Consider the following 12,501-nt stretch of genomic DNA (forward strand, 5'->3'; position numbering starts at 1 on the left):
AAGCTCGGGCCGCTCCAGGCCATGAAGTTCGTCCACGCCGCCGACCTCCACATCGACAGCCCCCTCCGCGGGCTCGACCGCTACCCGGGCGCCCCGGTCGAGCAGATCCGCGGGGCGACCCGCCGCGCGCTCGAGAACCTCGTGAGCCTCTGCCTCACCGAGGAGGTCGACCTCCTGCTCCTCGCGGGCGACATCTACGACGGCGACTGGAAGGACTACAGCACAGGCCTGTTCTTCGCCGCGCAGCTCTCCCGGCTGCGCGCCGCCAGGGTGGACGTGGTGCTCCTCTACGGCAACCACGACGCCGAGAGCAACATCACACGTCACCTGGAGCTCCCCGAGAACGCCCGCCGGCTCGATCCGCGCCGCCCCGAGTCCGTCGCCTTCGAGCGGCTCGGGGTCGTGGTCCACGGGCAGAGCTTCGCGACAAAGGCGGTCACCGACGATCTCGCGGCGGGCTACCCGGACGCACAGACAGGCCTCTTCAACATCGGCATGCTCCACACCTGCCTGGGCGGCCGCGAGGGCCACGACAACTACGCTCCTTGCAGCCTGAACACCCTGGCCGGGAAGCGATACGACTACTGGGCGCTCGGCCACGTGCACACGCGAGAGGTGCTGTCGGAGGATCCGTACATCGCCTTTCCCGGCAACCTCCAGGGCCGCCACGCCCGCGAGACCGGCGCGAAGGGCGCCCTGCTCGTCACGGTGGACGACGGCCGCATCACCTCGGTCGAGCACCGCCCCCTCGACGTCGTGCGCTGGTGCGCCTGCGAGGTCGATCTCTCCCCGGCCGCGAGCGCCGACGACATCGTGGATCTGACGCGGGAGCAGCTCGAGCAGCGCGTCGCCGAGGCGGACGGGCGCACGCTGGCCGCGCGGGTGATCCTGTGCGGCGCCACGCCGGCCCACGCCGCGCTCCGCGCCGATTTCGAGCGCTGGACCGGGCAGATCCGCGCGATCGCCAACGACCTCGGCGGCGGGCTCTGGATCGAGCGCGTGCTCTCCCGGACGCTCGCCCCGATCGAGGTGGGCGCGCTCGAGGAGCGGGACGACGCGATCGGCCAGCTCTCGCGGTCGCTGCGCGCGCTGCGCGAGGACGAGGCGGGCCTCGCCTCGCTGCTGCGCGAGTTCGCGAGCCTCAGGAACAAGCTCCCCGCCGAGGCGCGCGAGGGAGACGACGCGATCCGCCTCGACGACCCGGCGTCCCTGCGCGAGGCGCTCGACGACGTGGAGCACACGCTGATCTCGCGGCTGCTCGGCGCCAGCGACACGCCGTGATCGCCGGCGCGGCGGCCGGGTCGGATCCGACCCCGAAGGCGGGAAGGCAGGAATAAAATACCAATAAATTCAATGGTTTGTCGCCAGATCCGTCCGGGCGAGCGCGACCGCGTCGGCGCGGCTTGACGGCGCGTCGATCTCCACCATGCACTCCTCCTGACGCACCCGCCTGCGCACGCGAGCATCGCCTCGAACGGCCGGGCGCGACGAGACGGGGGATCCATGGTCGACAAGGTCGCTTTTCCGGAGCTGTTCCGTCCGAGGGGCCGCGCCGAGCCGCACTCCATCTACGCGCGCATGAGGGACGCGGGGCGCATTCATCGCCTCATCCAGCCTCGCCTCAACGTGCCTGTCTGGACGGCCACGCGCTACGACGACTGCGTGGAGCTCCTCAAGGATCCGCGCTTGATCCGGGATTCCCGCAAGCTCCCCGCCGAGCTGCGCGCGCGTTACCGCCCGCTGGGCGATCGCTCGACCATGCTGAATCAGCACATGCTCGAGGCCGATCCGCCGGATCACACGCGGCTCCGGGGCCTGGTCCAGCGTGCCTTCTCCGTGAAGACGATGGAGGGGCTGCGCCCGCGCATCCAGGCGATCGCGGGCGAGCTCATCGACGCCGTGGCGGACCGGCGTCGCATGGAGCTCGTGGCCGACTTCGCGTTTCCGCTCCCCATCGCGGTGATCGCCGAGCTCCTCGGCCTCCCGCTCGAGGATCGCGGCCAGTTCCGCCGGTGGACCAAGATCATCCTTGCCGCCTCGACCGATCTCGCGCGCCTGGAGAGCGCGATGGCCGCCGTGGAGGAGCTCGAGGCGTACCTCGCGGCGCTCCTCGCGGCGCGCCGCAAGGCCCCGCGCGACGACCTGATCAGCGCGCTCCTGCTCGCCGAGGAGCGGGAGCACAAGCTGAGCCCGGCGGAGGTCACGAGCATGGTGTTCCTGCTGCTCGTCGCGGGCCACGAGACGACGGTGCACCTCATCGCGAGCGGCGCGCTGCTCCTGTTCTTGCACCCCGAGGAGCGGCGGCGGCTCGAGGCGGATCCCGGGCTCATCGGCTCCGCGGTCGAGGAGATGCTGCGCTGCGAGGGGCCGGCCGAGCTCTCGTCGATCCGCTGGGCGCTCGAGGACATCGAGCTGCTCGGCGCCCGCGTGCCGGCGGGAGAAGGGATCGTGGCGGGGCTCCTCTCGGCGAACCGGGATCCGGAGCACTTTCCGGATCCCGACCGCTTCGACATCGGCCGCTCGCCGAACCGGCATATCGCCTTCGGGAGCGGGATCCACTTCTGCCTGGGCGCCCCGCTCGCTCGCATCGAGGCGGCCATCGCCCTCTCGACCCTCCTCCGGAGGCTCCCGCGGCTCGAGCTCGACATCTCGCCGGACGAGATCGACTGGGGCGAGTGGGCCTTGCTCCGCGGCCCGGCGGCGGTGCCCGTGGTGTTCTGAGGGAGGGCGACCCGGCGCAGCCCTCGTCGGGATGAGGCGTGCAGCCCGCGAGGAGGCTCCGCGCCCCGGGGAGACTGGCGGCAGGAGGCCGGCGATGCCCCGCGATGAGCCAGCAGCGAAGCGCTCGCCGAGGTGCTGCTCGGCAAGGCGCCGCGCCGCGGCTCGTGGCGCGCCTTCCTGCATGCGCCCGTGACGCAGCACCGCTGAGCCGGGCGCTCAGCGCTGCCCGCCCGCCACTTCCAGCGCAGCCCGCCCGCCATTTCAGCGGGCGGGCTGCGATCGCGCCGCGTCGCGCCGCGAGAGCGCCTTGACAGCGCGCGGAGGTTTCGCACTTGCTATCCGTTCAGGGGAGGGCACAGCCCCTGCGTTCGGCGGGCGGCCTCGTGAAGATCCTAGAGCTCCACCTCCTCGCGTTCGGTCCCTTCACGGATCTCCGGCTCGACTTCTCCTCGCCGTCGCCGGGCCTCCACGTCATCTACGGCCCGAACGAGGCCGGCAAGAGCACCGCGCTCCGGGCGATCCGCGGCCTGCTCTACGGGATCCCGCACATCACGCCCGACGCCCACCTGCACCACAACACCGATCTCCGCGTCGGCGGACGGCTCGCGGGCAGGGGCGACGCGGCGCTCGCGTTCGTCCGCCGCAAGGGGCGCGTGAAGACGCTCCGCGACCCGGAGGACAACCCCCTCGACGACGCCGCGCTCGCGCCGGTGCTCGGCGGCGTGACGGAGGAGCTCTTCCGGACCTCCTTCGGCCTGGACCACGAGACGCTCCGGCAGGGCGCCGAGGCCCTGCTCCAGGGCAAGGGCGACGTCGGCCAGAGCCTGTTCGGCGCGGGGCTCGGCGGCCCGGGGCTGCAGCAGCTCCTCGCCAAGCTGCGCCAGGAGGCGGACGAGATCTTCACGCCCCAGGCGAGGACCCGCCCGCTCAACGAGGCGATCAAGACCTTCGAGGAGGCGCGCAACCGCGCCAGGACCGCCGCGCAGCCGCCCGCGGACTGGACGCGCAAGCGGCAGGAGATCGACGAGGCCAGGGCCGAGCAGGAGCGCGTCGACGCGGAGCTGCACGCGCTCCGGGCGACCGACAAGCGGCTCCGGCGCGCGCTCCGCGTGCTCCCGCTGCTCGAGGCGCGGCGCGCGATCGTCGGCCGGCGCGCCGCCCTCGGCGACGTCGTCCTCCTGCCCGAGGGCGCGCAGCGCGATCGCGAGGACGCCCAGGATCGCGCCGCCGACGCGGCCGCCCAGGCCGAGCGGCTCCGCGCCGACATCGAGGAGCTCGAGGCCCGCCACGCCGCGCTGCACGTCCCCGCGTCGCTCGCCGAGCTCGATCCGGGCGTGATCGACGGCCTCGTGACCCGGCTCGGGAGCCACCGCAAGGCCGCCGTCGACCTGCCGCGGGTCCGGGCGGAGCTCCACGGCATCGAGGAGGAGGCGCGCGCGATCCTCCGCAGGCTCGGGCGGGACGCCTCGCTCGTCGGCGGCGCCGAGCCCGAGCGGCTCGAGGCGATGCGCGTCGACGTCGCGACCGAGGCGCGCATCAAGAAGCTCGCCCGCGAGCGCGGCGCGGCCCTGGCCAAGCCGCGCGAGGTGGAGCGGCTGCTCTCGGCGCACCGCGCGCGGCGCGACGCCTGCGTGCGCCGCCTCGCCGAGCTGCCGCCGGGCGAGGACCCCGCCCCGCTCCGGGGCGCGCTCTCGCGCGCGCAGAAGCAGGGCGACCTCGATCACCGCCTCCGCGAGGCCGCCGCCGCGGCGGCGCAGCTCGCCCGCGAGGCCGGCGCGCAGCGCGCCAGGCTCGGCCTCGGCGGCGCGCCGCCGAGGCGGGCGCTCTCCGCCGCCGAGGCGAGCGCCCTGCCCGTCCCGCTCCCCGAGACGGTCGACCAGGCGGCGGCGCAGTGGGGCGCGATCGCGCGCGAGCGCGAGCGGCTCGGCGAGCGCTCCGCCGAGGTCGAGGCGCGCCTGCGCGAGAGCGCGCGCGAGATCGACGCCCTCCAGCGCGCCGGCGCGGTGCCCACGGAGGCCGATCTCTCCGAGGCGCGCGAGCGTCGCGACGCCGTCTTCAAGGCGCTGCTGCGCGCTCTCCAGGCGAAGGGGAGCGCCCGCGCGGCGGCGGCGATCCACACCGCCTCGCTCTTCGATCTGGGCGCCGACGTGGCCGCCTCGCCCGGCGCCGGGCGCAGGCCGCCGCTCGCCGCGCCGGGCGATGCCGCCGCGCGCGGGAAGGCCGACGAGTACGCCGAGCTGGTCCGCGTCGCCGACGCCCTGGCCGATCGGCTGCGCCGCGAGGCCGACCGGGTCGCCCGCCTCGCGCGGCTGCTCGCGGACAAGGCGCGGGCCGACGCGGATCAGGCGCAGCTCGCCGCGGAGCGCGCCGCGCTTTCGCGCCGCACGGAGGAGGCCGAGGCCGCGTGGCTAGAGCTGTGGCGGCCCGCGGGCGTCGCGCCGCGCTCGCCCGAGGAGATGCGCGGCTGGCTCGGCCGCTACGTGGGCCTGACCGCCACGGTCGACCGGCTGCGCGCGGCGGAGGCGGAGGCCGAGGCGCTGCGGGCCCGGATGCAGGCGCACGCGGCCGAGCTCCACGCGGCGCTCCAGGGCGCCCGCGCCGCGTCGGGCGGCGCGCGCGGGGACGTCGCGGACGCGGCGGGCTCGGTCGCCGGCGGGCTCGGACCGCTGGAGGACGCGGCCGCGCGCCTCCCGGCGCTCGTCGAGGCGGCGGAGCAGGAGCTCGCGGCCATCGAGGGCGCGGCCCGCGAGCGCCGCGAGCTCGCGCGGGAGCGCAAGGAGCTCGAGCGCGAGCTCGAGGACCTCGAGCGGGAGCGGGCCGAGCACGCGCGCGCGCTCGATGCGTGGCGGGCCGAGTGGGCGGAGAGCGTGCGGCTGCTCGGCTTGCCGGGCGACGCCTCCGCGGACGAGGCCACGGCGATCCTCGACGAGCTCGGCGCGCTGTTCCGCAAGGCGGACAGCGCGGCCCACGAGCGCCGCCGGGTGCTCGGGATGGAGCGCGACGCCGCGGCGTTCGCGGCCGACGTCGCGGAGCTCGCGGCCCGGCACGCGGCGGATCTGGCCGAGCTGCCCGCGGATCAGGCCGCCGATCAGCTGATCAAGCGCCACCACAAGGCGCGCGCCGATCTCCGCGAGCGCGGCGAGATCGCGCAGCGCCTGGCCGAGAAGCGCCGCGAGCGGGACCAGCAGGAGGCGCGCCGCGCGGCCGCCGAGGCGCGCCTCGCGAAGCTGTTCGAGGCGGCGGGCGTCGCGCGCGCGGGCGACGCCGCCGCCGACCTCGCGGCGCTGTCCCTGGCGGAGGAGCGCTCGCGCGAGGCGCGCCGCCTCGACCGCGAGCTCGTCGAGAACGAGGGCAAGCTCCTCGAGGCGGGCGAGGGCGCGGGCGTCGCGGCGCTGGAGCAGGAGACCGCGGGGGCGGAGCGGGACGCGCTCGCGCTCGAGCTCGACCGCGCGGAGGAGCGGCTCGCGGCGCTGGAGGACGAGCGGCGCCGGATCGACAGGGCGCTCGGGAGCCTGGAGCAGGAGCGCGAGCAGCTCAGGGCGACGGTGGGCGCCGCCGAGGCCGCCGTGGAGGCGCAGATCTGCCTCTCGCACCTGCGCGGCGAGGTGCGCCGCTACGTGCGGGCGCACCTCGCCGCGGTGCTGCTCGAGCGCGAGATCGAGCGCTACCGCGAGCGCAACCAGGGCCCGATCCTGGCGCGGGCGAGCGCGCTCTTCCATCGCCTGACGCTGGGCGCCTTCGCCGGCCTCCGGGTGGGCTACGACGAGAGCGAGCAGGCGATGCTGCGCTGCGTCCGCGCGGCCCCGCCGCCGCCGGCGGACACCGCGGCGGAGCCTGCGAAGGCGCCGGTGCAGCGCGAGGTGGACGTGAGCGGCCTGAGCGACGGCACGCGCGACCAGCTCTACCTCGCGCTGCGCCTCGCGAGCCTGGAGCACCACGCCCGGACGGCCGAGCCGATGCCGCTCATCCTGGACGATCTCCTGATCCATTTCGACGACGACCGCGCCCGGGCGGCCCTCGCGGTGCTCGGCGAGCTGACGGCGACGACGCAGGTGCTGTTCTTCACGCACCACGCGCGGCTCTGCGAGCTCGCGCGCGAGGCGGTGCCGGCCGAGGTGCTCCGCGAGCACCGGCTGCGGTGAGGGGGCCTCTCGCGTCGAGCTCCACCGGGGCCGCGCGCGTGTTCGCGCTCCACCGCATAGGAGTCACGGCGCGGTTAGCTTGAACTCCGGGAACCCGGTCCATGCCTCGTCGAGCCACGAGAGCCGGCCACCGTCCTCATAGTTGACGAGCATCGCCGGAATCAAGAGCACCTGACGCTGGCGGCGGAGCTGGGCAAGTTGCAGGCGCGGGCGCTCACGCCGCTGCTGTCGCGCACCACCTCGCGGCGCGCTACGGCTACTCCCCCGCAATCGACCTCGAGCGCGTGCGCGCCCGCATCGCCACCACGCTCTCCGCCTTCGCCACCCGCCTCGATGGAAGCCGCGACTACCTCGATGGCGACCGCCCGAACGCGCTCGACGCCTACGTCGCCACCTTCCTGACCCCCTCTGCCCGATCCCGGAGGGCGACTGCCCCCGCCTCCAGCCTTTGCTCCGCCAGGCCTTCGGGACCGCGCGCGAGGAGATCGGCGACGCCGTGCCGCGAGCGCTCTTCGACCACCGGAGCCGGAGGTACGAGCGCCACCTCGGCTGGCCGATCGAGATCTGATTGTCGTGCGCGACGCCGAGGCAGATGCGGTCCGGGGTCCACAGGTCGCGCGCGGACGCCCAGCGCACGAGCCGCTGCCAGGCCTCGCTGACGCCCCCGCCAGGGCCATAGGGGCCGACGCTCCGCACATAGGCCCACGTGGTAGCTCGGCAGCGTCCTCACGGTCACGTTCATGATCTCCTCCTCGTCTCGACGGGCATCAGCGCCCGACGAGGAGGCATCTTGCTCGGCCGCGCACGCCGCTGTTTTGCCTGGCTTACGCGCGACCTCACCCGGCTTGTGATCCGCGCCAGCTGCTCGGGCGATAGGAACGACCCGATCCGGATCGGCCCATGACCGCGGCATGTCACGGCGACCTATCCGCCACTGCACGCTCGACCGTGACCTGTCACGGTCGAGCGCCGTGGCAACAATGGGACCGTCAACGTCACCCAGACCGAGCGCTGGTTCGTCAGCACCAACCAGACGGCGTATGGCGGCATCCAGATCGGAGAGTGGGGCAACGGCACCTTCCTCGCGGGCACTGCGCACACCCGGAGCGTCCCAATAACGCTGCCGCCGCTCGCGGTCGGCACCTACTTCGTGTTTCATGCCGTCGACGTCCTGAACGTCGCGTCAGAGACCCGAGAGGATGATAGCGTCGTACGCGAAGCATTCGTGCTCGAGGTGATCTCATGCTGAACCGATCTCTTGACTTCAGCTTCAAGGCCGGTGCCGTTCTCGCCCTCGCGTCTGCACGCGGCTGCTCCGACGCCGGTCCTCGGGCCGCGGGCTCGCCCGGGAGCAGATCGCTCGGGCGAGCGTCGACCTGAAGCGCCGGCCCCCGTCGGAGGGCACAGGCATCGTCAGCGTGAGGCTGGACAAGGAGGCGCTGCAAATCGCAGACGCAAGCAGCGTCTCCTTCTCCCTCGGCAGCGCCCGGACCGTGAGCGGCACCGTCAGGACGCCGGACGGCACGGCGGAGTTCTCCGGCAAGTACGTCCTGATGTGCTGGGTGCCCCCGAATTCTTTAGGGAAAGCGGAGAACGGCACCGGCAGCGGCGGCGTCGAGCGACTCCAGGACGGCGATTTCGAGTCTCCCTTCTGCAAGCAGGTGGCCCACCTGCGGTGACGGGCGCCTGCGCTGCGGGTAGGCGCGTCGCGCTCCGACAGGCGCACGAATCCGACGATGTTGCCTGTCGAGCGCGCTCGTGGCCATGCTAACATTGGCGCGCAACGAGGTTCGTTGCGGAGGTGAACCATGCACGGTCGATTGAATTCCGTTTTTATTGTAGCGTTCTCGCTATTTGCCAGCGCTTCGTCGCTCGGATGTCTCAGCACCGCGTATGATCCCGTGGGGGAGCCACCTTACGTGGCCGAGGCCGAGCTGCATGTCACCACGCGCGATGGCTCTCTCTTCGAGGGAGGTCCGATGGACATTCGACTCATGGAGAACGGCGGGCCGACGGCACAAGCCTTGATAAGCGCCCGGGCAGACGACGGACGGGTGTGGTCTGCCGTCATGGGGCTCTCCCTCGATCAGGTCTTCGGAGCGACCGTCGAGTTGCGCCACGAACCGCTGTCGGAGGGAGCAGGGACAGTCAGCTTCGGGGAGGCCGAGGCGCCTCAGCACGTGGAATCCGGCACGCTCTCTTTCTCGCTGGAGAGCGGCCGGACCGTCCGAGGAGTCGCAGACATCTCGCCTCAGGACGCCTCGGCGGAGTTCGAGGGCCGGTACAATCTGTCGTGCTGGGTGCGCCCAGAGTCCCTGGGCCAGCCGCGCAACGGGGAGGGTGTCGGCGTCGAGCAGATCCAGGACGCCGAGTTTGCGTCGCCTTTCTGCAGCCCCATGGCACACCTGCGCTGAGGAAGACGGGCGGGACAGAGCCCAACCCGAGCAGCCAGGGCGAGGAGCCGATTTCAGAAGCTACCGCTCACTCCTTTCCCTCGGGACCAACCTTGCCTGGTGCACGCTTTGCGCCGAGTTCTATTCATCATTCTTTTTTGTGCCTTTGCGCCGAATTCTACTCACGACGTGAACAGCCAGGCCATGCTCGCCGCGCCGATCAAGAAGATCGCGGCCGTGAAGATCAGGATCGCCGTCCTGTCGGGCCGGTAAGCCCCGCGCTCGATATCGCTGTACGCCCTCAGATACCGCACCGCGGCCCACGACATCAGCGCCATCCCGAGCAGGACCATCCCCGCGCCGAGGCCGACGACCTCGCGCAGCAACGACCGCGACCCGGCCTGCGCGGCCCCGGGCGCCGTCTCCAGGAAGTACAGGCTGAACCTGTTGAGCGTGATACCGAAGCTGAGCAGCGCGATCGCCGTGCGCACATAGGCGAGGTGCGTCCGCTCGTTGGCCATGTGCTCCCGCGCGTAGGCCTCTGTCCGTTTCACGCTCTCTTCGATGGGCATCGTGGACTGCCCTCCTCACCGCACCGCGCGACAGCCGCTCATTACCGGCTGTACCGGTCGTCGAACCACGGATACGCCGTGTTCGAGTAACCGCGGACCTCCCAGAACCCCGGCCGATCCACCGCGCTGAACGTGATTCGCTGGATCCACTTCGCGCCCTTCCAGGCGTAGAGCTGGGGCGCGATCATCCGCACCGGGCCGCCGTGCTCGCGCGGCAGCGGCTCGCCCTCCCAGGTGTGGACGAGCAGCACGTCGGGCAGCATCGCCTCCTCGAGCGCGACGTTTGTCGTGTAGGGGGTCTGGGTGCCGGGCGCGATGTCGCTCGCCTCGATCAACACGAAGCGCGCTTCCGGGAGCGGGCGCGCGCGGTCGGCGAGATCGGCGAACCGGACGCCGATCCAGTGATTGTCCATGCGGCTCCAGGTGGTCACGCAGTGGAAGTCCGACACGTCGAGCGTCTGCGGCAGCTCCATGAACTCCTCCCAGGAGTAGGTTCGCGGCGCCTCGCACAACCCGTCGACCCGGAGCTGCCAGCGCTCAGTCGGGATGTCCGGCGTGTCGCCGAGGTCGAGCACCGGCCAGTTCTTCACGTCGCGCTGCCCGACCGGCAGCTTCGGCATCCCGTGCCGGTTCGGCGGCCCGCTGCCCGCCGGCGCGACCCCGGCGAAGACGCCCTTGCCGCGCGCCGCCTGCCGCTCGGCGAACGCCTGCCTTCGCTCGATCAACGGCCTCGTCCGCTGCCCTCCGTCGTTCCCCATGACATGACCATGGCGACGGCCCGACACGCCTGCAAGCCCGGGCTCACCCGCCCCTGCGCCCCGAGAGCTCCACCGAGGCGGAGTCCACCGACACCGAGGTCGGGGGGCCGAACTTCTTCACCTGAACGGTGACGCGGAGGGCCGGTGTGTCGTCGAGCACGCACGCGATGATGCGCTCGGCGAGCGTCTCGAGCAGCTTGTACGAAGCGCTCGTGCCCGCCTCGACGACGAGGCTCGCCAGCCTGTCGTAATCGAACACGCGCGCTCGCGCGTCGGCGCGGGGCAACAAGGCGACCGGGAGCTCCACCTCCAGGCACACCGCAAAATCCTGGGGCAGATCGCGCTCGGCGCGCGACGCGCCGTGCTTGGCGCGAAAACGGATGCCGTCGAGGCGGATCCTATACGTCTGGATCTCAGACTCCATCAGCGCCCCCTAGCATGCCTTCCGGCCGGCTTCCGCCGAAGGATGCGCGGCCGTGGGCTCGCCCGCTCGCGGTGGCCCTCCCGGCGCGCCCGCGCGCGGCCGCCGCGCGCGGGCCGCGGCCCCGTCAGAGAGGCCGCTTGAAGCACACGGCGTCGATCTTCGCGGCGAGCTCGCTGCGCAGGAACTGCACCGGCTCCCAGCCCTCTTGACCGAACCGCTTGAGGACCGGGTTCCATCCGGACCCGCTGGTCACCTCGAGGACCTGGCTGTCGCTGACCTGCGCCGTCTCGGCATCCACGCACCGCACTTCCCATCGGGGCGGATCGGTCCCTGCGTGCACCGGCGGCACCAGGAAGCGCGGCGCGATGTACGACGCGGAGCAACCGAAGAGAAACGCGACGGCGATGGCTGTCCCGGAGCTGAGCTTCGGCATGAGCAATCCTTTCCTGCGAGGTCGACTCGCGAAGGCGTATCGGCGCTTCGTGCGCCACGTCAACAAGGAACGGCGCGCGCGGGGGCGCGAGGAGCGGCAGACCGCCGCGCATGTGCCGCGCGCAATGACCGAGGATCTCGCCGCTCGCGCCACCTCCGGCGCCATGGGCACAGGACCCCGCAACGCGCGGCGGGCTGACCCCGCCCGGAAAGGACGCCAGCCCGGCGGCGCGAGCCGACCCGCCCTACCGCTTGCGGGCGAGCGCCTCCCGATCCTTCACGATGAGCCGCCGCCCGGCCACGTCGAGCACCCCCTCCTTCCGCAGCGCCCCGAGCGTCAGCGTCACCGTCTCCCGGGTCGAGCCGATCACCTGCGCGATCTCCGCGTGCGTGATCGGCGCCGAGATCAGCGTCCCCCGAGGCGTCGGCACGCCCCAGCGCACCGCCGCGTGCAGGAGGAACTCGGCCAGCCGCCCCCCCACGTTCTTGAACAGCATCGACTCGATCCGGTCCTCGGTCTCCCGCTGCCGCGCGACAAGCAGCGCGAACACCGCCCCCCCGAACCCCGGGTGCTGGGCGCAGAGCTCGCGGATGAGCGCGAGCGGCACCCGGACCACCTCGGCCTCGTCCATCGCGATGGCGCGCTCGGTCCGCGTCTCCAGCCCGCCGAGGCACGACTCGCCGAGCACGTCGCCCGTGCCGCGGTAGCTGAGCGGGAACGCGGCGCCCGCGTCGTTGACGCGCTCGACGCGCGCCCGGCCCCGGCCGAGCACCACGAGCGTGTCCGCAGGGGCGCCCTGCTCGAAGATCGCCGCGTCGGACGCCACCACATCGAGCACGGCGGCGTCCGTGACCGCGTCCCGCACCGCGCGGTCCACCTGCGCGAAGAGCGAGGAGAGCCGGAAGGCGCGCGCCACCCGCGCCTTCACGGGATCAGTCGGATGGCGCCCGGCATCCGGCGCGTACTGGGAATCCAGATCGCTCACAGGGTGAGCAAAAGCGTAATCCATGCTGCGTAGGTTGGCACACAGGAATCCCCTGGAGCCGGGGCGCTCTTCG

The 12,501-nt window shown here is 72.8% G+C and carries 10 protein-coding genes and 1 pseudogene; 6 read left to right on the forward strand and 5 right to left on the reverse strand.

The genetic code is table 11. The features are described from left to right. The first annotated feature begins 21 nt into the window (after window positions 1-21). From WMF17_RS36465 to WMF17_RS36490, 6 genes and pseudogenes are all read left to right on the forward strand, one after another. Window positions 22-1,281: a metallophosphoesterase family protein gene (locus tag WMF17_RS36465; RefSeq protein WP_437645655.1), complete on the forward strand. Its 1,260-nt coding sequence runs from the start codon at window positions 22-24 to the stop codon at window positions 1,279-1,281. A gap of 222 nt (window positions 1,282-1,503) precedes the next feature. Beyond that, window positions 1,504-2,721 (forward strand): cytochrome P450 family protein, encoded by a 1,218-nt coding sequence (locus WMF17_RS36470; protein WP_437645657.1) that lies wholly within the window; start codon window positions 1,504-1,506, stop codon window positions 2,719-2,721. 383 nt (window positions 2,722-3,104) lie between these two features. Next, window positions 3,105-6,863 carry an AAA family ATPase gene (locus WMF17_RS36475; protein ID WP_437645659.1) on the forward strand — a complete coding sequence of 1,253 codons (3,759 nt, stop codon included), beginning with the start codon at window positions 3,105-3,107 and terminating at the stop codon, window positions 6,861-6,863. Between the two features lie 284 nt (window positions 6,864-7,147). Beyond that, window positions 7,148-7,255 (forward strand): annotated as a pseudogene (locus tag WMF17_RS36480) (hypothetical protein); the annotation flags it as partial. A 1,026-nt stretch (window positions 7,256-8,281) separates the two neighbouring features. Continuing rightward, window positions 8,282-8,542, forward strand: coding sequence for a hypothetical protein (locus WMF17_RS36485; RefSeq protein ID WP_437597985.1), 261 nt, complete (start codon window positions 8,282-8,284; stop codon window positions 8,540-8,542). Between the two features lie 129 nt (window positions 8,543-8,671). Further along, window positions 8,672-9,277: a hypothetical protein gene (locus WMF17_RS36490; RefSeq protein WP_437645661.1), complete on the forward strand. Its 606-nt coding sequence runs from the start codon at window positions 8,672-8,674 to the stop codon at window positions 9,275-9,277. A gap of 161 nt (window positions 9,278-9,438) precedes the next feature. Here WMF17_RS36490 and WMF17_RS36495 read toward each other — a convergent pair whose 3' ends face one another. The 5 genes from WMF17_RS36495 to WMF17_RS36515 all read right to left on the reverse strand — a co-directional run bounded on the left by WMF17_RS36495 (window position 9,439) and on the right by WMF17_RS36515 (window position 12,428). Further along, a complete protein-coding gene (locus WMF17_RS36495) occupies window positions 9,439-9,810 on the reverse strand; it encodes a YidH family protein (RefSeq protein WP_437645662.1) in 372 nt (123 codons plus the stop codon). A 59-nt stretch (window positions 9,811-9,869) separates the two neighbouring features. Then, window positions 9,870-10,586, reverse strand: coding sequence for a molybdopterin-dependent oxidoreductase (locus tag WMF17_RS36500; RefSeq protein WP_437597989.1), 717 nt, complete (start codon window positions 10,584-10,586; stop codon window positions 9,870-9,872). Between the two features lie 43 nt (window positions 10,587-10,629). After that, window positions 10,630-11,010, reverse strand: a complete 381-nt coding sequence (locus tag WMF17_RS36505; RefSeq protein ID WP_437597990.1) for a dihydroneopterin aldolase — start codon at window positions 11,008-11,010, stop codon at window positions 10,630-10,632. A gap of 124 nt (window positions 11,011-11,134) precedes the next feature. Next, a complete protein-coding gene (locus WMF17_RS36510; RefSeq protein ID WP_437597991.1) occupies window positions 11,135-11,443 on the reverse strand; it encodes a hypothetical protein in 309 nt (102 codons plus the stop codon). A gap of 244 nt (window positions 11,444-11,687) precedes the next feature. Beyond that, complete coding sequence (locus WMF17_RS36515; RefSeq protein WP_437597992.1) at window positions 11,688-12,428, reverse strand: Crp/Fnr family transcriptional regulator; 741 nt, start codon at window positions 12,426-12,428, stop codon at window positions 11,688-11,690. Window positions 12,429-12,501 lie beyond the last annotated feature (73 nt).

The sequence above is a fragment of the Sorangium sp. So ce362 genome (assembly GCF_051519845.1).
Lineage (GTDB): Bacteria > Myxococcota_A > Polyangia > Polyangiales > Polyangiaceae > Sorangium.

What these genes read in the sequence shown, in the direction of transcription:
- WMF17_RS36465 (WP_437645655.1), top strand. Translation starts at nt 22, where the DNA reads ATGAAGTTCGTCCACGCCGCCGACCTCCACATCGACAGCCCCCTCCGC.
- WMF17_RS36470 (WP_437645657.1), top strand. Translation starts at nt 1,504, where the DNA reads ATGGTCGACAAGGTCGCTTTTCCGGAGCTGTTCCGTCCGAGGGGCCGC.
- WMF17_RS36490 (WP_437645661.1), top strand. Translation starts at nt 8,672, where the DNA reads ATGCACGGTCGATTGAATTCCGTTTTTATTGTAGCGTTCTCGCTATTT.
- WMF17_RS36500 (WP_437597989.1), bottom strand. Translation starts at nt 10,586, where the DNA reads ATGGGGAACGACGGAGGGCAGCGGACGAGGCCGTTGATCGAGCGAAGG.
- WMF17_RS36505 (WP_437597990.1), bottom strand. Translation starts at nt 11,010, where the DNA reads ATGGAGTCTGAGATCCAGACGTATAGGATCCGCCTCGACGGCATCCGT.
- WMF17_RS36510 (WP_437597991.1), bottom strand. Translation starts at nt 11,443, where the DNA reads ATGCCGAAGCTCAGCTCCGGGACAGCCATCGCCGTCGCGTTTCTCTTC.